This is a genomic window from Roseibaca sp. Y0-43 (genome assembly GCF_020667835.1).
Taxonomy (GTDB): domain Bacteria; phylum Pseudomonadota; class Alphaproteobacteria; order Rhodobacterales; family Rhodobacteraceae; genus Roseinatronobacter.
Genome location: NZ_JAFMPR010000004.1, coordinates 219,314 through 242,187, shown reverse-complemented (window position 1 = coordinate 242,187; position 22,874 = coordinate 219,314). Strand labels below are relative to the sequence as shown.

Below are 22,874 nucleotides of genomic sequence, written 5' to 3'. Positions count from 1 at the left end.
TGCTGGACTGGGTGGGCTGGCGCCCACCCGGGTTGATGTATTAGAGGCCCGTCACTTCGACAGAAGTGTTCGGCGTCAGGGACACACGTTCGATCTTGCGGATATGGGCTTCGACCACATCCCAGATCATCGGGCCTTCGGTTCCCTCGTTCACGCTGGCCCAACCGCCTACGGTGTAAGTGCGGGCCGGGTCGATTGCATCGCCGGTCGACAGCAGCGTCATGTTCGAGATGCGCTCGCCAATCGGCTTGGAGATGTCGATCTTGTAGCCAAGGCCACCCATGCGAACCATGTCCCCGCCCTGCTGGAAATAGGGGTCCGGGTTGAACAGGTTGTCGGCCACGTCTTCCAGAACGACCTTCAGGAACTCGCCCGTCATCTCGGTCCGGTAGCACTGGCCATAGGTCATGGTCGTGACCGAATGGATGTCCTCGCGGGTGATCGCATCGCCCGGCATCAGGCTGGCGCCCCAGCGCACGCCCGGAGACATGGCGATCTCGGTGTCGCGCTCGGTCATGATCGCGTCACAGATCAGGTCGTCCCAGGTGCCGTTGAAGTTGCCACGACGGTAGAGCAGGCTGTCGGTATGGCCGATGACCTCTTCCAGCTGGTCCTTGAACGGCGCGCGCTCTGCGTCGATCAGGCTGGCCATCTCGGGATCGGGCGTGATGACATCCGAGAAGATCGGGATCAGCTTGCTGCGGAAGCCCATCATGCGGCCGTCACGCACGTCCAGGTCCAGACGCGTCACGAATTTGCCGTGGCTGCCGCTGGCAATCAGCAGGGTTTCACCCACGATCACCGGTTCTGGCAGCGCGTCATGGGTGTGGCCGGTCAGAATAACGTCGATGCCGGAAACGCGACCAGCCATTTGGCGGTCCACGTCGAAGCCATTATGCGACAGCACGACGACCAGATCAGCCCCTTGTGCGCGCACTTCATCCACCATTTCCTGCATCCGCTCGTCACGGATGCCGAAGCTGAATTCCGGGAACATCCAACCGGGGTTCGCAATCGGCATGTAGGGGAAGGCCTGACCGATCACGGCCACCTTCGCGCCACCGCGCTCGAACCAGGTGTAATCGGGGAATTCGGCGGGCTCGTCCCACTCGGAATCGAAAATGTTCTGACCGAGGAACGGGAAGGGCAGCCCTTCGACGATTTCCATCACGCGGTCGGTGCCGAAGGTCCATTCCCAATGGCTGGTCATCGCGTCAACACCCAGCGCGTTCATCACGTTGACCACGTCCTGACCCTTGGTCAAATAGCTGGTCATCGAGCCGTGCCACGTATCGCCGCCATCCAGCAGGATCGCGTCGGGACGGTCCGCCTTGATCGCTTTCACAACGGTCGCCACGCGGTCCATGCCGCCCATGCGGCCATAGGCTTTGCCGAGCGACACGAAATCTTCGTAGGTCAGCGCATAGGCCTCGGGCGAGCCGGGCTTGAGGTTGAACATTTCGATGAAGTCTTTGCCGACCACATGCGGCGGCTTGCCCTTCACATCGCCCACGCCCACGTTCCATTCCGGTTCACGGAACCAGATCGGCTTCATATGCGCATGGATGTCGGTGATGTGGACGATCGACAGATTTCCGAACGTGTCGAATTTCAGCAGATCATCCTGGGTCAGCGCCTGCTGTGCAGCCAGCTTGCCCCAGTTTCCATAACCGGAAATGCCGTAAAGCGCAGAAGCCGCGACAGAGGCTTGCAGGAATTCGCGCCTGGAAATCATCAGAGGTTTCTCCTGTGACACAGACAGCGCGGGGAGGCGCGCTACATGCCAATCTTCATAGGTGTGAATATTGTTGGCCGAAAAAAATTCTGCCGGGGACAAGGGCGCACGGTATGAACCGCGCGCCCCAGATTAGGTTACTGGCGAACCGACACGCCTTCGACCGACAGGCCGTTGCCGCGCGATGCGACATAGAGCTCCAGCTCGCGGAACTCCTGCGAGCCCATCGCGAAGGACTCGGCGCGCGTGTCGCGGATACAGCCGCGGAAGCGGTTGTGGATCGACACCATGCCGGCGTTCTTCAGACGGTAGGTCGGGAAGCCGTTGATCTGGCCTTGGCTCAGGTGGTCCGCACGGATCATCAGGCCCCAGCTGTCTTCGTGGCAGTTGGCGCAGGACAGCTCAAGCTGACCATAGCGAGTGTAATACATCTCCTTGCCGCGCTCCCAGAACGGGGCCGCGGGGCCGTCGATGGCAACATTCACCGGCATCCCGCGCGACTGCATCGAGATATAAGAGGTCATGTTGCGCATGTCACCGCTGTTCCAACCCCAGGCGTCAGCCTCCATCCGGGTGGTCCGGCAGTTGTTGACGTAGTCTTCCATGGACCACAGGTCGCCGTTTTCGTTGACCTTGGGCATGGAAGCGCGCACGCCCTTCATGCTTTCAGACGCGTCGCCATGGCAATCCGCGCAGGACTGACCCGCAGCACCATCCGCAGTCGACCACATGGCTTCGCCATCTTCGACAGCCAGCATTGCCGGGTTGTCGAAATCGTCCATCTGCAAGGCGCGGGTTTCATCGGTGCGGAACAACCAGCCCGAGTAGATCCCGGGCAAAACACCGTCCAAGTGCGCCGGTGCTTCGGCGCGCGTGGTCAGTTGCAGTTCGCCCTCGATGATAAGCTCTGCATCCGGATGCGGGTCTGCATTGGCCGCGCCGGTAAGCGCGACCGCACAGATTGCCGCAGAGGCCATCAGCTTGCTTAGGGTAAAGGTCTTCATACGTCTCCTCCCAGACTGGCGCATGACCGTTATTATATGTTAGCCGAAGGCCAACTGTTCAGTTTGCGTGTAGACCGCACCGCCGTCTTCGTACCAGGTGAAGACGACGTCGGTGGCTTCACCGACCATGATGTCGAATTCGACATAGGGGTTCGCGGAAATCGCACCTTCCAGCGCCATGTCGATCACCATCTCGCCACCATATTCGCAGGTGAAGCGGTTGATGATCATGCGCGGGATGGTGTTGCCGTCGGCGTCTTTGCGCAGGCCGGTTTCCATGACATGGCTCACCAGCGTCTTGACTTCGGCGGCTTGGCCGGCCTTCACAGAGCGCGGCAGGCGGATGCGGGGTTTAACGTCAGACATGTGTCTCTCCTAAGAATATCGTTGGCGAAGGAAGGGCTGGCTGGATTAGCCGCCGCAACCGCCAATGGTAACCTTCACTTCAACAGCCGCTTGCTGGAAGCTGCCATCGGGCATTTTCGCGACGGCGACCACGTCCTGCGTGCCGCCCAGGCGGATGCGGGTCGATGCGCGGTGCGAACCGGCAGCCGGGCCGAATTTGAACACGGCGACGCCGGGGGTCGGGTTGCCGTCGGCGTAGATCGCGATTTCAGCAGCGCCCGGTGCTTCGACCGAGATCGGAACGGTGTTGCCGTTTTCCGCGATTTCCGGGGCGGTGATGGTCACGCCACCCTCAGAGACGGCTGCACCACCGGTGTAAGCCGCGATCGCTTCGTCAGCAGCAGCGTTTGCGCTGATCGGCAGCAGGGTGATGGTCGCAACACCAAGACCCATGGCCATAGTTTCGCGTCGTGTAATCATGAGTTCATCCTTTCGAATTGGACAGGAGCCGAGGGGGCGCGAAGCCGCCTCAGTATTCGGTCAGAGTGACCAGGTAGGCCACCACATCCTCGATCTGCTGAGCGGTCAGCAGGGTCGAGAAGGTTTCCGGGTTGTAGGCTTTCGCCGTGTAAGCGTCGCCGGGGCGAATGAAAGCCGCCGGGTCGCCCTCGTAGAAGGTCGGCATACGGCTTTCGGGGAAAGCACGTTTCGCGTCTGCAACGATGCCGCGCAGTTCCGCTTCGGACCAACGGGCACCAACGCCATCCAGCGCCGGGCCGACATTGCCCTGGAATGCCACGTCGGGCATTGCCGACACGACATGGCAGGCGACACAGTTACCAAGCGAGCGCGACGACAGAACTTCTGCGCCTTTCGCGGGATCACCCGGAACGCCGGTCAACGACGCCGGGATCGCGATCTCGTCTTCCCAGACAACATCTGCCGGTTTGACTTCTGCCGATGCGGACGCAGCTGCAACGGCGACGACCGAGGCCAGTGCTGCGCTGATGAAACGTGAATTCATGGATGTCCTCCCAGACACGCGGTGTATTTGTGGCGCTCTCCCAAGCTCACCATGGCGCAACTGTAGACCAAGGAATACCGTTGCCGCAAATGAAAATTCGATTTTTTGCATATTCTTTTCAGACAATGTGAGACCCCACCCTTCGGCCTGAAGGATGGGGTCCGAGAGTTTGATTTAGATCAAATAGTTACTGCGCCGCGCGAATTTCTTCCAGGCGGCGCGCCACGTATTTCTGGAAGTGCTCTTCGCCCTCGTAGCCCTTCTCCAGAACGAATTCGAGCATCAGCCGCGTGCTTCCACGCTCGAACGCGCCCGGCATGACCATGACGGCCGAATCGCGCAGGCCGCCCGATTCGGGCGCGACCTCTGGGGCGAAGATCATGGTGGGGGTGAAAACCACGCCCCAGTGCCGCGCCATGTCGCGCTCTTCCATGACGGTGCCGTCGAAATCGGTCACTTCCAGATTGCCGAACAGGTTCATCTGGATGACATAGAAATCCTCGCTCAACAGGCGCTCGATTTCCGGGTCGACATAGACCTCTTCATGCATTCGCGTGCAGTAGATGCAGCCGCGCTGTTCGAAGATCAGCAACAGGCGCTTGCCCTGGTCATTGGCGTCGGCCAGATCCTCGCGCAGGTCGCGGAAGGTCTCGACGAACCAGTCGGGCTTGTGCAGCCCGTCCTCGCCAAGCGGCACGGCGGTAGCGGGGCCGGTCAGCATCAGGCCCGCGACAAGGGCGTAAACAAGTCTCAGCATGGTGTCCTCCCAGTGTGGTTCAAGTCAGGCGCGCTTAACCCAGCGTCGCTGTCCAAGGCATGTTGCGCAGCATCCAGTCGGCGATCAAGGAAATCGAATCGGTCGCGATCAGGATAGCGAACAAAACCAGCATAGCACCCATCACCTTTTCGACATGCACCAGTTTCGAGCGATGCTTGCCGACCCAGTTCAGGAAGGGCCGCGCGAAAAGTGCCGCGATGACGAAGGGGAAGGTCATGGCAATGCCGTAGACGGCCAACAGTAGGCCGCCGCGCCAGACCTCGCCCATGCCGGAAGCAACCATCAGGATGGCGGCCAGCGCGGGGCCGACGCATGGGGTCCAGCCAAAGCCGAAGGCAAGCCCCATCACATAAGACCCAACCACCGATTTCGGCGCGCCGACATTCTCGATCCGGGCCTGCCGATACAGGAACCCGATCTTGATAACGCCAAGAAAATGCAACCCAAATCCCAGCAGAACGGCTGCGGCAATCCATTTCAGAATATCGCGATAGGCAATGAAAGCCTGCCCCAATGCGGTCGCCCCCATCCCCAGCAACACGAAGATGCTTGTCACGCCAAGCGCGAAGGCAATCGACGACAGGACAAGACGGCGCTGCGCACCCGGTGCAAGCCCGCCTTCGTCGCGCAATTCACCCATTGAAAGCCCGGCCATGTAGCATAGATAAAAAGGCACGATCGGCAAAATGCAGGGCGTGAAAAAGGACAGAAGCCCGGCAATCGCGGCCCCTGCGTAACTGATGTCGAACATGTGAGTCCCCTCCCGAAGACAGGCCGTGTATCTTGGTTGCACGGGCCATAACAACATATTAGATTGTTCGTATGTTAAATTCTTTTCGTCAATGTGCAGTTTGGCTTGCGGCATCACTTTTTCTGGTGCTGCCGGGGTTGGCAACTGCCCAGTCCGACACCGGGTTGCGCCTGCTGATGATCGAGCAGGCAGGCTGTGCCTATTGCGTGGCGTTCAACCGTGACATCGCGCCGATCTACGCAAAGACCCCGCAAGGAGAGGCCGCGCCGCTAATCCATGCCGACCTGCGCGATGACATGCCCGACGGGATCACGCTGGCATCGCGCCCTTTCGTGACGCCGACCTTCATCCTGATCGGGCCGGACGGCACTGAAATCTCGCGCATGACCGGCTTTCCGGGCGAGGATTTCTTCTGGCCCTACATCGCGCAGATGATCGACGAGGCCCAGCAATCCCTGTCGGACGCTGCCGTGAATTGAGCATCGCTGCCCAATAATGTGACGCTTTTGCGCGCTGCGAACTCGCCAGTCGCGTTCCGATCTGCTACAGTCAGGCAAACAACACGGCGCCAAAGTGGCGCGGCCATGACAGTAACGGTCGGAAAGCATACCTTGCCAGACGGGCAATCATTGGAGCACGGCGGATCGGCGCAGCCAACCCGCCAGATGGCGGAGGCATCGCTTCCGCCCACCTCCGAGATTGACCATGACACCCTTCAGACAGAGGCCCGCGCCGCCGCCGATTTCCTGAAAGCGATGGGGCATGAAGGGCGCTTGTTGATGCTTTATCACCTGTGCGAACGGGATTGTTCCGTCACCGAGCTGGAGAAGCTGATCCTGTCGCGCCAAGCCGCTGTCAGCCAGCAATTGGCCCGTTTGCGCCATGAAAAGCTGGTCACAACGCGCCGCGAAGGCAACCAGATCATCTATTCGCTGGCCGATGACCGGGTACGCGAGGCGGTGTTGATGATGCAGCGCATGTTCCGCACCCGCTAGGCCGCACGCTGATCCAGATCAAGGTAACATGGCCCGCATGGGTTTAGTGTGCCCCACACTCGTATTATCTGGGGCGCGCTGAAATGGACCTGATTCCGATTGTCGAAACCTTGGGCGAAAACACTGTCGAGGCCTTGATGGGCCTGTTCGTCGGCATGGTGTTCGGGATCGCCGCGCAACGCTCCAGCTTTTGCCTGCGCGCCGCCACCGTCGAATTCGCGCGCGGCCAGCTTGGACCTCGCATGGCGATCTGGCTTCTCACATTCTCGACCGCCGTGGTCTGGGTGCAGGGCGCGCAAATGCTGGGCCTGTTCCGCGCCGAAGATGCGCGGCTGATGGCGGTTGCAGGCTCTTGGTCGGGCGCGATCATCGGCGGGCTGATGTTCGGCGCGGGCATGGTTCTGGCGCGCGGCTGCTCGGGACGGCTGCTGGTCTTGGCGGCCACGGGCAACCTGCGCTCTGTCATAGCCGGTCTGGTTTTCGCGCTGGTCGCGCAGATGGCGTTGCACGGATGGCTTGCGCCCTTCCGCACCTGGCTTGCCAGTCTGTGGACAACCTCGGGCGGGCGCAATGTCCATCTGATGGATCTGCTCGGACTAAGCCAGAACCTTGGCTTGAAGCTTGGTGTGGCAAGTGCATTGCTCGCGCTCTTTCTTGCCTTTCGGCACAAACTGACATGGAGCTCGCTGATCTTCGCCTCTGGCGTCGGTTTTGCCGTGGCGCTTGGCTGGATCGCGACATGGACTTTGGCCCAAATCGCCTTTGACCCGGTCAACGTCACCTCGGCCACCTTCACCGGCCCGTCGGCCAATACCTTGATGTTCTTCCTGGAACCGGCCCCGCAGCTGCGCTTCGATATCGGCTTGGTGCCTGGCGTGGTGCTGGGCGCATTCCTGGCCGCCCTGTTCGCGGGAGAGTTGAAATGGCAGGGCTATGACGGCGCCAACGCCATGCGCCGCTCGCTGTTCGGCGCGGCCCTGATGGGCTTTGGCGGGATGCTGGCGGGCGGCTGTGCCATCGGCTCGCTGACCGGTGCATCGGTTTTCGCCGCGACGGCTTGGCTTGCACTGCTCAGCATGTGGGTCGGCGCAGGGATCACCGATCTGCTGGTCGACCAGCGCGGTCAACGCAGCTTGCCCGTGGCGGTCTGACGCTTTGAGCGCCGCGCCCGCGCTCAGCGCAGCGGGCGCTCGCCAGCCAGAAGCGCGGCCTGATCCGCGTATAGCTTGACCAGACGCTCGATCAGCCGACGCAGCGGCGGCCTGTGGCGGTCGTCGTCATGGAAAACGAGGAACTGATCCTCTGTCAAGTCTGCCACGACGGGACCGGCCCGGCACAGCCGGTCGTCGCGGTCGCCGATCATGCAGGGCATCAACCCGATCCCCACACCTGCGCGCACAAGGTCATGCACCATCGCGACCGAGCTGGCCATGGCCACGATGGGCAGGTCTTGGCCATGCAGCCAGCGGGCCGCCGGGTGGCGGGCATTCGCAAGGTCCAGCGCCACCCAGCCCGACATCCCTGACGCCGGGGCCGACCAGCTGCGATAGGGCGCAAAGGCGACCTGCCCCAGCCGCCGGGTCGCGACCGCGCCGCTTTCGGGCCGGGAGTTGCGAATCCCCAGATCCAACTCGCGGTGGCTGACATCCAGCGTCACCTCTGTGGTGGTGTAGTGCAGGCGAAAACCGTCATCGGGGCGGCACAGCGCATGGTGGTTGTCGCCCAGAAACCGCGCGGTCGAGGTGCCTGCCGAGACGCGGATCAAGGGTCGGCTCGCCTCTGGCGCGAGCAGGTCGTTCACCGGTTGGGCCGCCGCATTCATCGCCCTGACGCGCGCGAACAGCGCCTGCCCTGCCGGGGTCAGGCTGTAGCCGCGTGGCCCACGTTGGAACAAGGCCTGTCCGGCGCGCTGCTCCAACGCCACCATGCGCCGCCCAAGCGTGGGCGGGCTAAGCCCCGTATGGCGGCTTGCCGCGCTTAGCCCGCCAGAGGCCGCGACATGGAAAAACACTTCCAGATCGCCCCAGCCTAGCTTTTCACCAGCGAAAGGATCAATCCGATCTTGAGCGTATAATTCCGGGTTTTCATCAGCCATCCTTTCATAAATGACCTATGGAGGCCAAGATGCAACCGATTATTCGCGCCTTGAAGCTGCCAGAGCATACACAATCCGACCTGGACGATCTGGGCGCGCGGGTGGCGGCGCTTCGGCACCTGCTTTCGTTCGGCCCGCGTGCCTTGGCCTGGCTTAGCGGGCGCATCTTGCGCGCAAACAAGAAAAATGGCCCGCGTGATGCGGGCCATCTGGTAGCAGCGTGTCACGGGGAACCGGGGTGCCCGGTCACTCCCATTCCATCTCGGAAAAGACGACGCCCGCATTCTTCGTCGCCAGTTCTTCGAACGTATCCAGATGCGTATAGGGCGACTGGTCGACGTAATAGGCCGATGTAAGATCGCCGCCTTCGTCGATATGCGCACGGATCTGCTCGCGCAGGTAGACAAGATAGTCATGCGTATAGCGGCGCACCTGTGCAAGGTTGGTCGGGTGGCCGTGGCCCGGAATGACATAGGTCGGGTTCAACGGCTCGAACGCGGTTTCCCATGTCTCGATCCAGCAGCTTGTGCAGGTGCCCTCGAAAATCGGCGGCATCCGTTCCTGAAACGCAATGTCGCCCGCGATCATCAGCGACTGCTCGGGCAGCCAGACCTGCGTGTCGCCCGCGCTATGCGCCGGGCCAAGATGCAGCACTTCGATGCGGAAATCGCCCATCGAGGCGTCATAGCTGTCCTCGAATGTCAGCGTGGGTGCCATGGGCACAGTGCCCTCGGCGTTCTCGCGGGCGTAGTTCTGCAAGCTGGCCAGCCCCTGCCCCGCGTCCTTCTCGAACTCATGCGCGGCATCGACATGGGCCAGAACCGGCACGCCTTGGTCAATCCAGTAGTTGTTGCCCAGCATCGCATGGCCCTGACCGTTCTCGGCAATGACCAGCTTCACGGGCTGATCGGTGCGTTCGCGGATTTCAGCGTGCAGCGCTTCGGCCAGCTTGTAGGACGCCCCCGAATTGATGACCACGACGCCATCGCCGGTGATGATGAAGCTGAGGTTGTTGTTATGGCCCGCGTTTTCATAGGTGGGCGGCGCGGTGGCCCCGATGGACGACCAGACGCCGGGAATGACCTCGACCGGTTTGTTGTAAAGCACGGATTGCGGGTATTTATCCGCAATATCCTCGGAGGCGAGGGCCGCACCGGCCCAGACCAGTGCGGTTGCCCCGAGCAGCATGGAACGCAACATATATTAAATCTCCGGATTGAAACGATAGGCCCCATCGGCCAGTTTTTCGGCACGGCCAAGGCCGCCATCGCCGACATGGAAGCCCGCGACCAGCAGGTCGTCGGCGGTGATGCGGTCCAGAAGCGCCGCGCGCGTGGTCGCGCCGGTTTCCGGATCTTGGTCAGAGGCAGAGGCGAATGTCGGACGTTCAAACGCCACATGCCCGTTGCCAATGGCGTCGCCCGTGACCAGCACGCCCTGCCCGCCGACCTGCACCTGATACGACATATGGCCCGGCGTATGCCCATGGCTGGCCACGGCAAGCACGCCCGGCACCACTTCGGCCCCGTCCTCGATCAGCGTGACCTGGTCGGCGATCATTTCCAGACGCCGCGCCGCGCCCACGGCGAAGGACTGGCGCTCGGCCCCGATCGTGTCGATCGTGGTCGGGTCCATCCAGTATTCCCATTCCGCGCGGCCCATGATGATTTCGGCATTTGGAAGGAAAGGTTCGTCGAAATCATCCAGCAAGCCCCAGATATGGTCGGGGTGGCCGTGGGTGATGACCAGATGGGTCACATCTTCCGGTGCGATCCCCATCTCTGCCAAGCTGTCGGGCAACATCCCGGCGCTTGGCATGAAATCGAACCCCGCGCCCACATCGAACAGAACGGTGCGGTCGCCGTCGCGCAGAAGCGTGTGGTTGCACGGCGGGGTCATCTGGTCGCCGGTCAACCCGTAACGGTCGCGCAATTCGGCCAGAAATTCGGCAGGCAGAGATTCCAGCGTGGTATCGAAAGGCAGGACAAGGTTGCCATCCGACACCATGTCCAGCCGCGCGCCCCCGGCCTCTAGCGTGGTGGTGGCGCGGGCACGGCGGGGCAACAGGCCTTGCGCGGCCAAGCTGGCCGCGATGGTCGATTGCAGAAAAAGACGACGATGCATGTGTTTTCTCCCTCAGAAAAAACCCGCATGACGCGGGGCTATGCCGGAAAAGCGAGGGAGAGCGCGGGGTTTCCGTGCATCATGTGTAATATGCGGCGAAAGCCGAATGCAAGCCCGCTCAGAGGTTTCGCATCTGCAATTCGCGCGCCACTTCGGCGCGGACGAGCTTGCGGATATTGCGGGTGATCCGCTCGCCCAGCTCGCCCTGCAATTCCTGTCGGACGATCTGCGACACGATCTGGGCGAGCGCGGTTTCGTCGATCACGGCATCGGCCGTGGCCGGGCTGTCTGGCTTCGACGGGGTGATCGACAGCGCTTCCTCCAGACGCGCAAGCGTGGCTTCCAGCACGGTGTCGGTAACGGCGTCTTCCATCGGCGCTTGCGGGTCAGGGGCCGCGCTAGCGGGCTGGGACGCATCGCTTGGGGGCGTCTGTTCTGTGCTGGTCGCAGCGATGGCCTGACCGGCCTGTGCGATCCGGGTCAGAAGCGGCGCGCGCGCTGGCGCATCGGCAAAGGCCGGTGACGGAGTGGGTAAAGCTTCGGGCGCTTCGGCATGATTGGATGTGCTGTCGTCTTGCGCATCAGGACCATCGACCCGCAGGGCAGAGGTCAGGACCAGCTTGGCGGGGGCCGCTGATGCGGGCGGCGCGGATACCTGCGGGCTGCGGTCCTCGTGCGAGACCAGCCGACGGATGGATGACAACACGTCCTCAATTTCGTGACGCGACATCGCCTCTGTCATGTCTTGCCCTTTCGCCTACCCATACACGCCGCGACTACGCCGGGTCTGCTGCCCGGCTTCGATCTTGACAAATGTTAACGTAGCGCGTCCGGCGCGTTCAGACAATCACCTATGCGCGCGAAAGGTTACTCGCCCCGGTTCAGCGCACGCAGCACACGATCCAGCGCCTCGCCCTGCGCGGACAGCGCGGGCGCATCCTTGACCGCGTTGTAATAGGCTTCGGGGTCGTAGGTCGTGATGCCAAGACCCAAATGATCGACCGTCAGCAGCCCCATGCTGGCCAGAAGCGCGTAGGTTGCCGTCTGCAACCCGGCCTCTGCCTGAAGCAGGGTCGTGCGGGCGTTGAGCAGATCGTTTTCCGCGTTCAGCACATCGAGCGTGGTGCGCGCGCCCAAGCGGGCCTCTTCGCGGGTGCCCTCGAACGCGGCCTGCGAGGCGGCGACTTGTTGGCGACTGGCAGCGATGCGCGCGCGGGTCACGTCCAGATTGGCCCAGGCAAGGGCCACGTTCTGCAACACCTGCGCCACGGTCTGGTGCAGGCCCGCACGGGTCGCGTCGCGCCGCGCGATGGCCTGACGGGTCAAGGCACGGATCTGACCGCCCTGATAGATCGGGCGGGCATAGGTCAGCCCGGCGCTGGCGGTGGTGCTGTCGCCGCCGTTATTGGTAAAGCTGCGGCCAAGCCGGGCATTGCCGGTGACAGAACCATGGCGCTGCGCCTCGATGCGTTCGGCATTGAATTCCGCCGCCGTCACCTCGAACTGCGCCTGCAAGATGCTGGGATGAGTGCGCCGGGCGATGTCTTGCGCCAGTTGCAGCGAGGCCGCGGTTTGCGGCAGCGCCGGGGCTTGCCGCAGATTGCCGGGGTAGCTGCCGGTCACAAGCTTGTAGCCTTCGCGCGCCGCCGCCAGATCACCCTCGGACGCCGCGAGTTGCGAGCGCGCCGCTGCCAGCCGCGCTTCGGCCAGCGACACGTCGGTGCGCGTGACCTCGCCCAGCTCGAACCGCTCGCGCGCCGCGCTCAGCTCGCGGGTGATGACGCGGACCGTGGCCTGTTGCAGCGCCACCGCCTCGATTGCGGTGCGCACATCCATGAACGCGCCGACCGCATCCAGCAAGACCTGCTGCTCGACATTGACCAGCGCCTGACGCGTGGCCAAGACCTGCGCTTTCGCGGCCTCTTTCGCGAGCTTCCCGCGTCCGAAATCAATAAGCGTGACATCGGCGCTCAGGTTGAAGGACATGGTAATCGACATGGGCGCAGGACCAGAAGCCGCCCGCGCCTCGACGCCGGAGATGAAATTCAGCACCGGCCGCATAGAGGCCACGGCGATGGCCACATCTTCATCGGCGGCACGCAACAATGCGCGGTTCTGCTCGAGAAGGTTCGAATTCTCGTAAGCGGCGACGAAAGTATCGGCCAAGGATTGCGCCATTACCGGCACCGGGGCCGCCAAGACCGCCGTAATGCAAAGCGCATGGAGAGAACGGATCATATGTGCGACCTTCCTTGGTCCAAGTCGTTTACAGGCTGAACGCCCGTGCCTTTTCAAAGCCGGGCAGCACCGGTGCGCTTGCGTTGAACGCATCGCGCCACGCCACGCGGTCGCCGCGCTTCACCCCAATACGCACCACGCCCAGCGCCCCCTCCATGAAGACGCAGGCCACGCGGCCCCCGTCGGCAAGCTGTGCCGCCAGCGCGTCGGGAAACTCCTCTGCCGCGCCTTGCACGATGACAACGTCATAGGGCGCGTATTCCGTCGCCCCTTGGGTCAGCGGGCCGCGATGCAGAACCACGGCGTCACAGCCGATGGCGGCAAGCGCCGCTTCTGCGTCATCTGCCAGCGTGTCATCTTCTTCCACCGCGATCACGCCCTGCGCGATCCGCGACAGGACCGCCGACGAATACCCGGTGCCGCAGGCCACGTCCAAAACAAGGTCGGTGTCAGAGACGTTCAACCCGTCCAGCATCTTGGCCAGTGTGCGCGGCTCCAGCAGGACGCGGTTTGCGCCCAGCTCGATATTGTTGCCCATATAGGCGGCCTCGACCAGGCGGTCGGGTGTGAAGCGTTCGCGCGGGATTGCCAGCATCGCGTCGATGATCGGGAATTTGGTGACATCCGAAGGGCGCACTTGCGTGTCGACCATCATCGTGCGGCGGGCGGCGAAATCGGGCATGACGTGAACTCTCCGGTTCAGTTTCGGCTTGCCCCGTGCTTGCCACAGAACGCCCCCCATCGCAACATGACATAGAGCGCCGCGCGCGGGTTTTGGCTTTGCGTGCATCGTGCTAGATGACGGCGCAGCAAAAGAAAGGATCACGACATGCATTACAGCGTTTACCTTGCGGGCGAAATCCACACCGACTGGCGCGAGGCGCTGGTGTCAGCCTCTGACGGGTTGCCAGTCAGCTTCAGCGCGCCGGTGACGGATCACGCGGCGTCGGACGATTGCGGCGTGGCCATTCTGGGGGCAGAGGACAACAAGTTCTGGCATGACCACAAGGGCGCGAAACTGAACGCAATCCGCACCCGCAAGGCGATCGAGGAAGCCGACATCGTCGTCGTGCGCTTTGGCGAGAAATACAAGCAGTGGAACGCGGCTTTTGACGCGGGCTATGCGGCGGCCTTGGGCAAATCGCTGATCGTGATGCATGGCGCCGATCATCAGCACGCCCTGAAAGAGGTCGATGCCGCCGCGTTGGCCGTGGTGGAAACCCCAGAGCAGGTCGCCCAGATCCTGCGCTATGTCATCGACGGCACCCTCCCCCGCTAAAAACCGGCTTTACAGACCGAGCCGCGCCGCGCTTAATCTTGGTATCGCTATCACAAACCGGGAGCATCCCATGATTAACGAGTTCAAGGCCTTCATCATGCGCGGTAATGTCATGGACATGGCCGTCGGCATCATCATCGGCGCGGCCTTTACCGCCATCGTCACCTCGCTGGTCGATGATCTGGTCAATCCCCTGATCGGGTTGGTCATCGGCGGGGTGGATTTCAGCGGCATCAGCTTCGGCCTGGGTGATGCGCAATTCATGGTCGGCAATTTCATCAACGCGGTCATCAAGTTCGTGATTATCGCCTGGGTGGTGTTCTTGCTGGTCAAAGGCGTGAACCGCGTGGCCAGCATGGCCAAGAAGGAAGAAGCCCCGGTCGAAGAAGCGCCCAAGGGTCCAACCACCGAAGAGCTGCTGGCCGAAATCCGTGACACACTGAAAGCGCGCTAGGACGCCGGCACATCGCTTGCATTTCGTCAGGGCGCGCACTATGCGCGCCCTGTCCTGTTTCAGGACACAAGTCTCCGCAACCTTGCCAAAACGGACCATATCCATGACCCGCACCTATCTGCCCGGCATTCTGGCCATGGCGGCCACTGTCGTCGCCTCGAATATCCTTGTCCAATTCCTGTTCGGCAACTGGCTGACATGGGGGGCCTTCACTTATCCGCTGGCATTCCTTGTCAATGACGTGATGAACCGCGTCTATGGCCCCGCCGCCGCCCGCCGCGTGGTCTGGGTGGGCTTTGGCGTGGGCGTTGTCTGTTCGCTGATCGGCACACAGATCATGGGCGAATTCGGCCCGCTGGTGACGCTGCGGATCGCGCTGGGGTCGGGGATCGCGTTCCTGACCGCGCAACTGATCGACGTGGCCATTTTCGACCGCCTGCGCGAAGACAGGCATGGCGGCGCGTGGTGGCGCGCGCCCCTGGCCTCGACGCTTGTCGGCTCAACGCTCGATACTGCCTTATTTTTCAGCATCGCGTTTTCGGCGGCGTTTTCTTTCCTTGAACCCGCCAATGACGTGTCTTGGGCCGGTGAAATCCTGCCTTTGCTGGGTTTTGGGCCGGAAATGCCGCTCTGGGTGTCGCTGGCGGTCGCGGATTGGGGCGTAAAGCTGTCGCTCGCGCTGCTGGCACTGGTGCCGTTCCGCCTGATCGTCGCGCGAATGACGCAACCTGTCGCATAATTTCTTTTGACAAACACAAAATATGTGCCACCATCCTTATTAACAGCAACGCAAAGAAAGGAGGTGGTCCAGTGTCTAGAGTGATGTTGGAGAGAGGTGCGAAGACAGTCAGAGGGGGCAAAACCTGACGGCAGCCCCGATGGGGAACCCCTTTTGATTGGGCCGTGCTCTAATTCGGCTCCATCTCCTGAAGCTCGTTTAGGGCCGTCCAAAAATTGGGCGGCCCTTTCGATTGCCCGCCAGAGGAATGATGCAGATCAACGCTGAAATCACGCTGCAAGACTGGGAATTCACCGAAAGCTTCACGCGCTCGCAAGGGCCGGGCGGGCAGAATGTGAACAAGGTGTCCTCTGCGGTGGAATTGCGCTTTGAAGCCGCGCGCAGCCCGAACTTGCCCGAGCCGGTGAAAAACCGACTGAGACGCTTGGCGGGGCGGCGCTGGACACAGGACGGCGCGGTCGTGCTGCGGGTGGAAGACACGCGCAGCCAAGCCCGCAACCGAGAGATCGCGCGCACCCGCATGGCAGAGCTGATCCGTCAGGCCACCCAGCGCCCCAAGCCGCGCATCGCCACCCGGCCCACCTTGGCCAGCAAGCGCCGCCGACTTGAAGCAAAGGCGCATCGGGCCAATATCAAGGCCGGGCGCGCCACACCGCCGACGGACTAGCCGCAAGCGTCACGAAACAGCCCGGCGCGTCATAAAACTGATACAAATTCATGGCAGGCGCATCCGACAACAAGGAATAGAGCAGATGAATTCGCCCAGCCGACCAAGGGAACTTGTTTCCGCCGCATTGGAATTCATGCGGCCGTCTTTCATTCAGGTCGCGGCCATGTGCCTGCGCCCCGGCGCGGCTGGTCCCGAAGTGCTGCTGATCCAGACCCTGACACGCAAACTGTGGATGATCCCGAAAGGCTGGCCCATGAAAGGGCTGACGCTGGCCGAAGCCGCCGCACAGGAAGCCTGGGAAGAGGCCGGCGTGCGCGGGCAGATTTGCAGCGAGCCGTTCGGGTCGTTCAACTACACCAAGATCAAGAATAGCGGCCTGCCGGTGCAATGCCGCGCGCAGGTGTTTCGGCTGGACGTGACAGAGACACATGACACCTACCCAGAAGCGGCGAAGCGCACGCGCCGCTGGGTCAGCCCGGCGGAAGCCGCGCGCATGGTGAAGACCCCCGGCCTCGCACGGCTTTTTCAGGACATGTAACACCCGCACCGCCCCCGCGCCTTGAGTGTTGCCGCCGCGTGGAAGCGGTGCTATCCCCGCGCCGTCACAAATCCGTTACACAGGGGTCCGCGGCGTGTCGGAACAATTCGAAAAATCGTGGAAGACCCTGAACAAGGATCTGGACCGGATTTCCGCGCTCGAGCAGGCCATGGCCTATACCGCGCGGCCGCTTGTTGCCTCTGGTGTGGCGCTGGCCTTCATGGCGATGACCGGCATCATCGCCGCCGCGCTGATCGGTTTCGACCCGCTGGGGCTGATCGTTGTCGCCGCCGCGATCATCGGTGCCTATATGGCGCTGAATATCGGCGCGAATGACGTGGCCAACAACATGGGGCCGGCGGTCGGTGCGCGGGCCTTGACCATCGGCACGGCGCTTATCATCGCGGCCATCTGCGAAACGGCGGGCGCGCTGATCGCGGGCGGCGATGTGGTGGGAACCGTCTCTCGGGGGATTATCGCGCCATCGGCGGTGGCGGAAACCCAGACCTTTATCTGGGCCATGCTGGCCGCCCTTCTGGCCGGGGCGCTTTGGGTCAACCTGGCCACATGGATCGGCGCGCCGGTCTCTACCACGCATTCCATCGTGGGCGGTGTGATGGGCGCGGGCGTGGCGGCGGCAGGCTTCAGCGCGGTCAATTGGGCGACCATGGGCAAGATCGCGGCCAGCTGGGTCATCTCGCCGCTGCTGGGCGGTCTGTTCGCGGCGGCGTTTCTGGCCGTCATCAAGTCACGGATCATCTATCGCCCCAACATGATCGAAGCCGCGCGCTTCTGGGTGCCTATCCTGATCGGGATCATGGCGGGCTGCTTCACGACCTATCTGGCGCTGAAAGGGTTCAGCAAGATCTACAAGGTCGGCTTCGACACGGCGCTTCTGGCGGGTCTGGTCATCGGTGTGGTGATGACGGTGCTGATGCGCCCGGTCATCCGCCGCCAGAGCGAGGGCATGGAGAACCGCAAGAAATCCTTGAAGATCCTGTTCAACATTCCGTTGATCTTCTCGGCGGCGCTGTTGTCCTTCGCGCATGGGGCCAATGACGTGGCCAATGCCATCGGGCCAGTCGCCGCGATCGTGCACGCGGTGCAGATCGGCGGATCGTCCGACAGCGTCGGCATTCCGTTCTGGGTGATGCTGATCGGGGCCGTTGGCCTGTCAATGGGCCTGCTGCTGTTCGGGCCAAAGCTTATCAACATCGTCGGCAGCGAGATCACCCGCCTGAACGCGATGCGCGCCTATTGCGTCTCGCTGGCGGCGGCGATCACGGTCATCTTCGCATCATGGCTGGGGTTGCCCGTCAGTTCAACCCATATCGCGATCGGTGCGATCTTCGGGGTCGGGTTCTTTCGGGAATGGTATCACGAGCGGATTTTGAAGAAGAACCGATTGGATACGACCTCTCCGCCGGAACTGCGCACGCGCAAGAAGGTTGTGCGCCGGGGGCATTTCACCACCATCCTCGCGGCTTGGGTCGTGACCGTGCCATCCGCCGCGATCCTGTCGGCGTTCCTGTTTCAGGCAATGCGTCTGATTACGCTGTAAGCTGTCCTTCGCGCAGGACGCGTGGCTTAGCTGCGGCGCACCCGGATAATGACATCCACGCGCGAGATTTCCGCACCTTCCGGTGCCTTTGGCAGGCGCGCAATCTCCAGTTCTGCCGAGGGGGCATCGCTGAGTTCCTGCGAATCCTCCCAGAAGAAATGGGGGTGATCGTCGGTGCAGGTATCGAAATAGGATTTCTGGCCATCGACCGTGATCTCGGTCATCAGGCCCGCGTCGCAGAAGGCGCGCAGAGTGTTGTAAACCGTTGCCAGCGAAACGCTTTCGCCCTTTTCCTTGGCCGCCATGAACAAGCCTTCGGCGGTCACATGACGGTCGCAGCCATCGCCCACCAGCAGGCTTGCCAGCGACAGGCGTTGCCGCGTCGGGCGCACCTGCGCGCGCGACAGCCAGTTTGCGCCCATTTCCATGGAGCGGTCGGTTATATCTGCAAAGCTCGTATCCATGGCAGTATAGATACGCGCGCTTGCGGCAGATTTCAAATGAAAACAGGTCGCAGCTTGGCGCAGGCACTCTTGCAGTGGCTTGGACGAGGGTGATAGACCCATCCGGCCCGCGTCTGGCCGCAACAAGAAGAGGTTCCCATGTCCCAATTCCCGACATCCTTCGACAAGGAAGGCCTGCTGGCCTGCGCCCGCGGCGAATTGTTCGGCCCCGGCAATGCCCAACTGCCCGCCCCGCCCATGCTGATGATGGACCGCATCACCGATATTTCCGGCGATGGCGGTTTGCACGGCAAGGGCCACGTCGTGGCGGAATTCGACATCACTCCCGATTTGTGGTTTTTCGAATGCCACTTCCCCGGCAACCCCATCATGCCCGGCTGCCTTGGGCTGGACGGGTTGTGGCAGCTGACCGGCTTCAACCTTGGCTGGCGCGGCTGGACCGGGCGCGGCTATGCGCTTGGCGTCGGAGAGGTCAAGCTGACCGGCATGGTCCGCCCCGACCGTAAAATGCTGACCTACAAGGTCGATTTCACCAAGGCGATCCAGACCCGCCGCCTGACCATGGGTGTGGCCGACGGCATCGTCGAGGCCGATGGCGAAGTGATCTACCAGGTGAAGGACATGAAAGTCGCGCTGTCGGCGGAATAGACACAGGCCTTTATTTTTCTTGCACGCCGCGTGCTTGTTTTTGCGCTAACTTGATTCAGATCAGGATTTTTCCCGCCAACCTCGCTAGACAAGCCCAAAAGGAAGCTGGAAACGATGCGCCTGACAACACGAACCAATCTGGCCCTGCGGGTGCTCATGACCTGCGGGATCAATGACGGCGAGAAGCTGCGCACCGCGGATATCGCCGAACGGTGCAACGCCTCTGTGCATCATCTGTTGCAGGTGGTGCATACGCTGCAAGAGCACGGCTATGTCGACACGTTGCGCGGGCGGGGCGGCGGCCTGAAACTGGCGCGCAACAGCACCGATATTTCCATTGGCGAGGTGTTTCGCGTCTTCGAGGCCGGAACACCTTTCGCGGAATGTTTCTCGCCCGACGGCAACACCTGCCCGCTGGTCCATGCCTGCCGGCTGCGCAACTACCTGAAGCGTGCGCTGGATGCGTTCTATCACGAGTTGGACATGATAACGCTGCAAGACCTGGTGCGCGGAAATTGCGGCTTGCGCGAGCTGTTGGACATGGCCCCGCAAACCCCCGAAAGCTGCGCCAGCCTGCATTGAGCCCAAGGGCCACGGCACACGCTTGCGGCTTGCCCTGACGACCGCCCTGCCCTAGACAGTCGGGCGGCAGAAAAGCAAAAGGGGGGCGGTCATGCGTCGCGTAGTCGTTACAGGTCTGGGTGTCATCTCACCCATCGGAAACAGCGCCGAAGAGGTGTCGGACAGCCTGCGCAAGGGCCGCTCGGGCATTGTCTTTGCCCCCGAATACGCCGAGCATGGCTTTCGCAGCCAGGTCAAGGGCCAGCCCAACATCGTGCTCGAAGACCATATCGACAAGCGCGACCTGCGCTTCATGGGGCCGGGTGCGGCTTATAACTTCCTCTCCATGCAGCAGGCGATCGCCGATGCCGGGCTGGACGACAGCGACATTTCCAACCCGCGCACCGGGCTTGTGACCGGGTCGGGCGGGCCGTCCACCTCGAACCTGTTTCAGGCGCACAAGATCGTGGTCGAGAAAGGCAGCCCCAAGCGCATGGGGCCGTTCATGGTAACGCGCTGCATGTCCTCGACCAATTCGGCCTGCTTGGCCACGCCCTTCAAGATCAAGGGCGTGAACTATTCGATCACCTCGGCCTGCTCGACCTCGGCGCATTGCATCGGCAACGCCGCCGAACTGATCCAGATGGGCAAGCAGGACATCGTTTTTGCAGGCGGCGGCGAGGAACTGGACTGGACCCTGTCCTGCCTGTTCGATGCGATGGGGGCCATGTCGTCCAAGTATAACGACACCCCAGAAACCGCCGCGCGCGCGTTCGACGCCACACGCGACGGCTTTGTCATCGCAGGCGGCGGCGGCATGTTGGTGCTGGAAGAGCTGGAACACGCGAAAGCGCGCGGTGCCAAGATCTATGCCGAGATCACCGGCTACGGCGCCACCTCGGACGGGGCGGACATGGTCGCACCCTCGGGCGAAGGTGGCGAGCGGTCGATGCGGCTGGCAATTGGCACGCTGCCAGAGGGCCGGGCTATCAGCTATATCAACGCGCATGGCACCTCGACCCCGGCAGGCGACGTGACAGAGGTCGAAGCCATCCGCCGCATCTGGGGCGAAGGCAATGTGCCGCCCATTTCCTCCACCAAATCGCTGACCGGCCATAGCCTTGGCGCGACGGGTGTGCATGAGGCGATCTATTCGCTTCTGATGATGCAGGGCAAGTTCATCGCCGCCTCTGCCAATGTGACGCAGCTGGACCCGGCCATTCGCCCCGAAGAGATCGCCACCTCGCTGGTCGAGAATGTCGAATTCGACTCTGTCCTGTCCAACAGCTTCGGCTTTGGCGGCACCAATGCGACGCTGGTGTTCAGCGCCTATCGCGACTGAGGAGACACGCCATGACAGGGCTGATGCAAGGCAAACGCGGGCTGGTGATGGGGGTCGCCAATGAGCGCTCCATCGCGTGGGGTATCGCGCAAGCGCTGGCGGCAGAGGGCGCAGAGCTGGCCTTCAGCTACCAGGGCGAGGCGTTTGGCAAACGCGTGGAACCCTTGGCCGCAAGCGTCGGGTCAGACCTGTTGCTGGATGTCGATGTCAGTGACGACGCGTCGATGGACGCGGCTTTTGCCGCGCTCAAAACCCGTTGGGGCAGCATGGATTTCCTGGTCCATGCCATTGCCTTTTCCGACAAGGCGGAACTGACGGGCCGCTTCCGTGACACCAGCCGCGCGAATTTCGCGCATTCTCTGGACATCAGCTGCTTCAGCTTCATCGACGCAGGCCGCCGCGCCGCCGAACTCATGCCCAATGGCGGCTGCCTGCTGACCGTGACCTTCCAAGGCTCGAACAAGGTGACGCCGTTTTACAACGTCATGGGCGTGGCCAAGGCCGCGCTGGAAAGTGCCACGCGCTACTTGGCGAATGATCTGGGGCCAGAGGGCATTCGCGTGAACGCGATCAGCCCCGGCCCGATGAAGACGCTGGCAGGGGCCGCCATCGGTGGCGCGCGCAAGACCTACCGCCACACCGAAGCAAACGCCCCCCTGCGCAGCAACGCCACGCTGGAAAGCGTGGGCGGTGCGGCGGTGTTTCTGGCCAGCGATTACGGCGCACATACGACGGGCGAGATCGTGCATGTCGATGGCGGCTATCACATCATGGGCCTGCCGCAGGTAGACAATCTGTAAAGGGCGCGGCGCGGCGCGCCCCGTCTATCCGTCACTCCGCAACCGCTTGCCGACCGACAGGCCCAATGCCACCCCGCCCAAGGACAGCGCAAGCGTTGCCGCGACATAGGCGGCGGCGGGCGTGTAGCGGGCCTCGGCCAGCAGTGCGAACGTCTCAAGGCCGAACAGCGAAAACGTGGTGAAGCCGCCGCAAAAGCCAGTCATGGCAAAGCCGCGCATCCGCGCCGACATGGGCCAAGCGGCAAGAAGGCCGATCAGGACAGACCCCAGCGCATTGGCCAGAAGCGTGCCCCATAGCGGCAGCGCCAGCGACAGGCCCGCCCGCGCCAGCGCGCCCAAGCCCGCGCCAAGGGCGACCCAGATCATGGCATGGCCCCCAGCCCATAGCCCAGCGCCACGGCGGCCACGGACAAGACAACGGCGGCGATGACATTGGCGGATGCCCGCCCGCGCGCGCCCTCCAGCCACATCTGCACGCTTTGCAACGCGAAACTGGACACGGTCGTGTAAGCCCCCAGAACGCCGGTTGCCCAGAACAGCCAGACCGCGCTTTCAGGCGCAACCGTCGCAGCCAACCACCCCAAGGCGAAGCTGCCAGAGGTGTTGACGGCCAATAGCCCGCCTGCCCCGGTCAGCCGGGTCGCCAGCCATGCCCGCGCCAGCCCGCCCAAGGCACCGCCCAGGAACACAGCGCCCAAAGATGTGATCGTCACGTCCATGCGCCAGCTT

General features: G+C 62.6%; 29 protein-coding genes. 13 read left to right on the top strand and 16 right to left on the bottom strand.

The genetic code is table 11. The features are described from left to right. Positions 1–40 precede the first annotated feature (40 nt). The 7 genes from soxB to J1C52_RS06990 form a co-directional block, all read right to left on the bottom strand. The gene (gene soxB, locus J1C52_RS07020) at positions 41–1,735 is read right to left on the bottom strand and encodes a thiosulfohydrolase SoxB (RefSeq protein ID WP_227427221.1); all 1,695 of its coding nucleotides are present in this window, start codon (positions 1,733–1,735) and stop codon (positions 41–43) included. 137 nt (positions 1,736–1,872) lie between these two features. Then, positions 1,873–2,739: a sulfur oxidation c-type cytochrome SoxA gene (gene soxA / locus J1C52_RS07015; protein ID WP_227427220.1), complete on the bottom strand. Its 867-nt coding sequence runs from the start codon at positions 2,737–2,739 to the stop codon at positions 1,873–1,875. 39 nt (positions 2,740–2,778) lie between these two features. Further along, complete coding sequence (gene soxZ / locus J1C52_RS07010) at positions 2,779–3,105, bottom strand: thiosulfate oxidation carrier complex protein SoxZ (protein ID WP_227427219.1); 327 nt, start codon at positions 3,103–3,105, stop codon at positions 2,779–2,781. Positions 3,106–3,150: 45 nt separating this feature from the next. Beyond that, positions 3,151–3,564 carry a thiosulfate oxidation carrier protein SoxY gene (gene soxY / locus J1C52_RS07005; RefSeq protein WP_227427218.1) on the bottom strand — a complete coding sequence of 138 codons (414 nt, stop codon included), beginning with the start codon at positions 3,562–3,564 and terminating at the stop codon, positions 3,151–3,153. 49 nt (positions 3,565–3,613) lie between these two features. Beyond that, positions 3,614–4,108 carry a sulfur oxidation c-type cytochrome SoxX gene (soxX, locus tag J1C52_RS07000; RefSeq protein ID WP_227427217.1) on the bottom strand — a complete coding sequence of 165 codons (495 nt, stop codon included), beginning with the start codon at positions 4,106–4,108 and terminating at the stop codon, positions 3,614–3,616. A 187-nt stretch (positions 4,109–4,295) separates the two neighbouring features. Next, complete coding sequence (locus tag J1C52_RS06995) at positions 4,296–4,865, bottom strand: thioredoxin family protein (protein WP_227427216.1); 570 nt, start codon at positions 4,863–4,865, stop codon at positions 4,296–4,298. A 34-nt stretch (positions 4,866–4,899) separates the two neighbouring features. Next, positions 4,900–5,637: a cytochrome c biogenesis CcdA family protein gene (locus tag J1C52_RS06990; RefSeq protein ID WP_227427215.1), complete on the bottom strand. Its 738-nt coding sequence runs from the start codon at positions 5,635–5,637 to the stop codon at positions 4,900–4,902. Positions 5,638–5,774: 137 nt separating this feature from the next. Here J1C52_RS06990 and J1C52_RS06985 point away from each other — a divergent pair, with 137 nt between their 5' ends. From J1C52_RS06985 to J1C52_RS06975, 3 genes are all read left to right on the top strand, one after another. Further along, the gene (locus tag J1C52_RS06985; protein ID WP_227427214.1) at positions 5,775–6,116 is read left to right on the top strand and encodes a hypothetical protein; all 342 of its coding nucleotides are present in this window, start codon (positions 5,775–5,777) and stop codon (positions 6,114–6,116) included. Positions 6,117–6,221: 105 nt separating this feature from the next. After that, positions 6,222–6,632 carry an ArsR/SmtB family transcription factor gene (locus J1C52_RS06980; protein WP_370633236.1) on the top strand — a complete coding sequence of 137 codons (411 nt, stop codon included), beginning with the start codon at positions 6,222–6,224 and terminating at the stop codon, positions 6,630–6,632. A gap of 83 nt (positions 6,633–6,715) precedes the next feature. Then, positions 6,716–7,783, top strand: a complete 1,068-nt coding sequence (locus J1C52_RS06975) for a YeeE/YedE family protein (RefSeq protein WP_227427213.1) — start codon at positions 6,716–6,718, stop codon at positions 7,781–7,783. Positions 7,784–7,806: 23 nt separating this feature from the next. On the opposite strand, the gene J1C52_RS06970 is transcribed toward J1C52_RS06975, so the two are convergent. The 6 genes from J1C52_RS06970 to J1C52_RS06945 all read right to left on the bottom strand — a co-directional run bounded on the left by J1C52_RS06970 (position 7,807) and on the right by J1C52_RS06945 (position 13,771). Further along, positions 7,807–8,727, bottom strand: coding sequence for a LysR family transcriptional regulator (locus J1C52_RS06970; RefSeq protein ID WP_227427212.1), 921 nt, complete (start codon positions 8,725–8,727; stop codon positions 7,807–7,809). Between the two features lie 246 nt (positions 8,728–8,973). After that, complete coding sequence (locus tag J1C52_RS06965; protein WP_227427211.1) at positions 8,974–9,927, bottom strand: MBL fold metallo-hydrolase; 954 nt, start codon at positions 9,925–9,927, stop codon at positions 8,974–8,976. 3 nt (positions 9,928–9,930) lie between these two features. Continuing rightward, the gene (locus J1C52_RS06960) at positions 9,931–10,851 is read right to left on the bottom strand and encodes an MBL fold metallo-hydrolase (protein WP_227427210.1); all 921 of its coding nucleotides are present in this window, start codon (positions 10,849–10,851) and stop codon (positions 9,931–9,933) included. A 118-nt stretch (positions 10,852–10,969) separates the two neighbouring features. Next, positions 10,970–11,593: a hypothetical protein gene (locus J1C52_RS06955; RefSeq protein ID WP_227427209.1), complete on the bottom strand. Its 624-nt coding sequence runs from the start codon at positions 11,591–11,593 to the stop codon at positions 10,970–10,972. 125 nt (positions 11,594–11,718) lie between these two features. Continuing rightward, positions 11,719–13,089, bottom strand: coding sequence for a TolC family outer membrane protein (locus tag J1C52_RS06950; protein ID WP_227427208.1), 1,371 nt, complete (start codon positions 13,087–13,089; stop codon positions 11,719–11,721). 28 nt (positions 13,090–13,117) lie between these two features. Continuing rightward, positions 13,118–13,771 carry a protein-L-isoaspartate O-methyltransferase family protein gene (locus J1C52_RS06945; protein WP_227427207.1) on the bottom strand — a complete coding sequence of 218 codons (654 nt, stop codon included), beginning with the start codon at positions 13,769–13,771 and terminating at the stop codon, positions 13,118–13,120. A gap of 147 nt (positions 13,772–13,918) precedes the next feature. On the opposite strand from J1C52_RS06945, the gene J1C52_RS06940 reads away from it, so the two are divergent. The 6 genes from J1C52_RS06940 (at position 13,919) to J1C52_RS06915 (ending at position 18,330) form a co-directional block, all read left to right on the top strand. Beyond that, on the top strand, positions 13,919–14,368 hold the full coding sequence (locus J1C52_RS06940; protein WP_227427206.1) for a YtoQ family protein: 450 nt from the start codon (positions 13,919–13,921) through the stop codon (positions 14,366–14,368). Positions 14,369–14,438: 70 nt separating this feature from the next. Then, complete coding sequence (gene mscL / locus J1C52_RS06935; RefSeq protein ID WP_227427205.1) at positions 14,439–14,822, top strand: large conductance mechanosensitive channel protein MscL; 384 nt, start codon at positions 14,439–14,441, stop codon at positions 14,820–14,822. Positions 14,823–14,925: 103 nt separating this feature from the next. Then, positions 14,926–15,561 carry a queuosine precursor transporter gene (locus J1C52_RS06930; protein ID WP_227427204.1) on the top strand — a complete coding sequence of 212 codons (636 nt, stop codon included), beginning with the start codon at positions 14,926–14,928 and terminating at the stop codon, positions 15,559–15,561. A 247-nt stretch (positions 15,562–15,808) separates the two neighbouring features. Beyond that, on the top strand, positions 15,809–16,228 hold the full coding sequence (arfB, locus tag J1C52_RS06925) for an alternative ribosome rescue aminoacyl-tRNA hydrolase ArfB (protein ID WP_227427203.1): 420 nt from the start codon (positions 15,809–15,811) through the stop codon (positions 16,226–16,228). A 136-nt stretch (positions 16,229–16,364) separates the two neighbouring features. Beyond that, positions 16,365–16,769 carry an NUDIX hydrolase gene (locus J1C52_RS06920; RefSeq protein WP_227427202.1) on the top strand — a complete coding sequence of 135 codons (405 nt, stop codon included), beginning with the start codon at positions 16,365–16,367 and terminating at the stop codon, positions 16,767–16,769. 94 nt (positions 16,770–16,863) lie between these two features. Continuing rightward, positions 16,864–18,330: an inorganic phosphate transporter gene (locus J1C52_RS06915; protein ID WP_227427201.1), complete on the top strand. Its 1,467-nt coding sequence runs from the start codon at positions 16,864–16,866 to the stop codon at positions 18,328–18,330. A 26-nt stretch (positions 18,331–18,356) separates the two neighbouring features. On the opposite strand, the gene irr is transcribed toward J1C52_RS06915, so the two are convergent. After that, positions 18,357–18,758, bottom strand: coding sequence for a Fur family transcriptional regulator Irr (gene irr, locus J1C52_RS06910; RefSeq protein WP_227427200.1), 402 nt, complete (start codon positions 18,756–18,758; stop codon positions 18,357–18,359). A gap of 174 nt (positions 18,759–18,932) precedes the next feature. Here irr and fabA point away from each other — a divergent pair, with 174 nt between their 5' ends. The 4 genes from fabA (at position 18,933) to J1C52_RS06890 (ending at position 22,145) form a co-directional block, all read left to right on the top strand. Further along, positions 18,933–19,442 (top strand): bifunctional 3-hydroxydecanoyl-ACP dehydratase/trans-2-decenoyl-ACP isomerase, encoded by a 510-nt coding sequence (gene fabA, locus J1C52_RS06905; protein WP_227427199.1) that lies wholly within the window; start codon positions 18,933–18,935, stop codon positions 19,440–19,442. 114 nt (positions 19,443–19,556) lie between these two features. Beyond that, a complete protein-coding gene (locus J1C52_RS06900; protein ID WP_227427198.1) occupies positions 19,557–20,024 on the top strand; it encodes an RrF2 family transcriptional regulator in 468 nt (155 codons plus the stop codon). Positions 20,025–20,115: 91 nt separating this feature from the next. Beyond that, positions 20,116–21,345 carry a beta-ketoacyl-ACP synthase I gene (gene fabB / locus J1C52_RS06895; RefSeq protein WP_227427197.1) on the top strand — a complete coding sequence of 410 codons (1,230 nt, stop codon included), beginning with the start codon at positions 20,116–20,118 and terminating at the stop codon, positions 21,343–21,345. An 11-nt stretch (positions 21,346–21,356) separates the two neighbouring features. After that, positions 21,357–22,145, top strand: a complete 789-nt coding sequence (locus J1C52_RS06890) for an enoyl-ACP reductase FabI (RefSeq protein ID WP_227427196.1) — start codon at positions 21,357–21,359, stop codon at positions 22,143–22,145. 24 nt (positions 22,146–22,169) lie between these two features. Here the strand turns inward: J1C52_RS06890 and J1C52_RS06885 are convergent, their stop codons facing one another. Together J1C52_RS06885 and J1C52_RS06880 are read right to left on the bottom strand one after the other, a co-directional pair. Then, positions 22,170–22,511, bottom strand: coding sequence for a fluoride efflux transporter FluC (locus tag J1C52_RS06885; protein WP_227427195.1), 342 nt, complete (start codon positions 22,509–22,511; stop codon positions 22,170–22,172). Next, positions 22,508–22,858: a fluoride efflux transporter FluC gene (locus tag J1C52_RS06880; protein ID WP_227427194.1), complete on the bottom strand. Its 351-nt coding sequence runs from the start codon at positions 22,856–22,858 to the stop codon at positions 22,508–22,510. The genes J1C52_RS06885 and J1C52_RS06880 overlap by 4 nt, the downstream gene beginning before the upstream one ends. Positions 22,859–22,874 lie beyond the last annotated feature (16 nt).

Excerpts from the sequence above, each read along its gene's own strand:
- soxB (WP_227427221.1), bottom strand. The coding sequence starts at position 1,735 with ATGATTTCCAGGCGCGAATTCCTGCAAGCCTCTGTCGCGGCTTCTGCG.
- soxA (WP_227427220.1), bottom strand. The coding sequence starts at position 2,739 with ATGAAGACCTTTACCCTAAGCAAGCTGATGGCCTCTGCGGCAATCTGT.
- soxZ (WP_227427219.1), bottom strand. The coding sequence starts at position 3,105 with ATGTCTGACGTTAAACCCCGCATCCGCCTGCCGCGCTCTGTGAAGGCC.
- soxY (WP_227427218.1), bottom strand. The coding sequence starts at position 3,564 with ATGATTACACGACGCGAAACTATGGCCATGGGTCTTGGTGTTGCGACC.
- soxX (WP_227427217.1), bottom strand. The coding sequence starts at position 4,108 with ATGAATTCACGTTTCATCAGCGCAGCACTGGCCTCGGTCGTCGCCGTT.
- J1C52_RS06995 (WP_227427216.1), bottom strand. The coding sequence starts at position 4,865 with ATGCTGAGACTTGTTTACGCCCTTGTCGCGGGCCTGATGCTGACCGGC.
- J1C52_RS06990 (WP_227427215.1), bottom strand. The coding sequence starts at position 5,637 with ATGTTCGACATCAGTTACGCAGGGGCCGCGATTGCCGGGCTTCTGTCC.
- J1C52_RS06980 (WP_370633236.1), top strand. The coding sequence starts at position 6,222 with ATGACAGTAACGGTCGGAAAGCATACCTTGCCAGACGGGCAATCATTG.
- J1C52_RS06975 (WP_227427213.1), top strand. The coding sequence starts at position 6,716 with ATGGACCTGATTCCGATTGTCGAAACCTTGGGCGAAAACACTGTCGAG.
- J1C52_RS06970 (WP_227427212.1), bottom strand. The coding sequence starts at position 8,727 with ATGGCTGATGAAAACCCGGAATTATACGCTCAAGATCGGATTGATCCT.
- J1C52_RS06965 (WP_227427211.1), bottom strand. The coding sequence starts at position 9,927 with ATGTTGCGTTCCATGCTGCTCGGGGCAACCGCACTGGTCTGGGCCGGT.
- J1C52_RS06960 (WP_227427210.1), bottom strand. The coding sequence starts at position 10,851 with ATGCATCGTCGTCTTTTTCTGCAATCGACCATCGCGGCCAGCTTGGCC.
- J1C52_RS06955 (WP_227427209.1), bottom strand. The coding sequence starts at position 11,593 with ATGACAGAGGCGATGTCGCGTCACGAAATTGAGGACGTGTTGTCATCC.
- J1C52_RS06950 (WP_227427208.1), bottom strand. The coding sequence starts at position 13,089 with ATGATCCGTTCTCTCCATGCGCTTTGCATTACGGCGGTCTTGGCGGCC.
- J1C52_RS06945 (WP_227427207.1), bottom strand. The coding sequence starts at position 13,771 with ATGCCCGATTTCGCCGCCCGCCGCACGATGATGGTCGACACGCAAGTG.
- J1C52_RS06940 (WP_227427206.1), top strand. The coding sequence starts at position 13,919 with ATGCATTACAGCGTTTACCTTGCGGGCGAAATCCACACCGACTGGCGC.
- mscL (WP_227427205.1), top strand. The coding sequence starts at position 14,439 with ATGATTAACGAGTTCAAGGCCTTCATCATGCGCGGTAATGTCATGGAC.
- J1C52_RS06930 (WP_227427204.1), top strand. The coding sequence starts at position 14,926 with ATGACCCGCACCTATCTGCCCGGCATTCTGGCCATGGCGGCCACTGTC.
- arfB (WP_227427203.1), top strand. The coding sequence starts at position 15,809 with ATGATGCAGATCAACGCTGAAATCACGCTGCAAGACTGGGAATTCACC.
- J1C52_RS06920 (WP_227427202.1), top strand. The coding sequence starts at position 16,365 with ATGCGGCCGTCTTTCATTCAGGTCGCGGCCATGTGCCTGCGCCCCGGC.
- irr (WP_227427200.1), bottom strand. The coding sequence starts at position 18,758 with ATGGAAATGGGCGCAAACTGGCTGTCGCGCGCGCAGGTGCGCCCGACG.
- fabA (WP_227427199.1), top strand. The coding sequence starts at position 18,933 with ATGTCCCAATTCCCGACATCCTTCGACAAGGAAGGCCTGCTGGCCTGC.
- J1C52_RS06900 (WP_227427198.1), top strand. The coding sequence starts at position 19,557 with ATGCGCCTGACAACACGAACCAATCTGGCCCTGCGGGTGCTCATGACC.
- fabB (WP_227427197.1), top strand. The coding sequence starts at position 20,116 with ATGCGTCGCGTAGTCGTTACAGGTCTGGGTGTCATCTCACCCATCGGA.
- J1C52_RS06890 (WP_227427196.1), top strand. The coding sequence starts at position 21,357 with ATGACAGGGCTGATGCAAGGCAAACGCGGGCTGGTGATGGGGGTCGCC.
- J1C52_RS06885 (WP_227427195.1), bottom strand. The coding sequence starts at position 22,511 with ATGATCTGGGTCGCCCTTGGCGCGGGCTTGGGCGCGCTGGCGCGGGCG.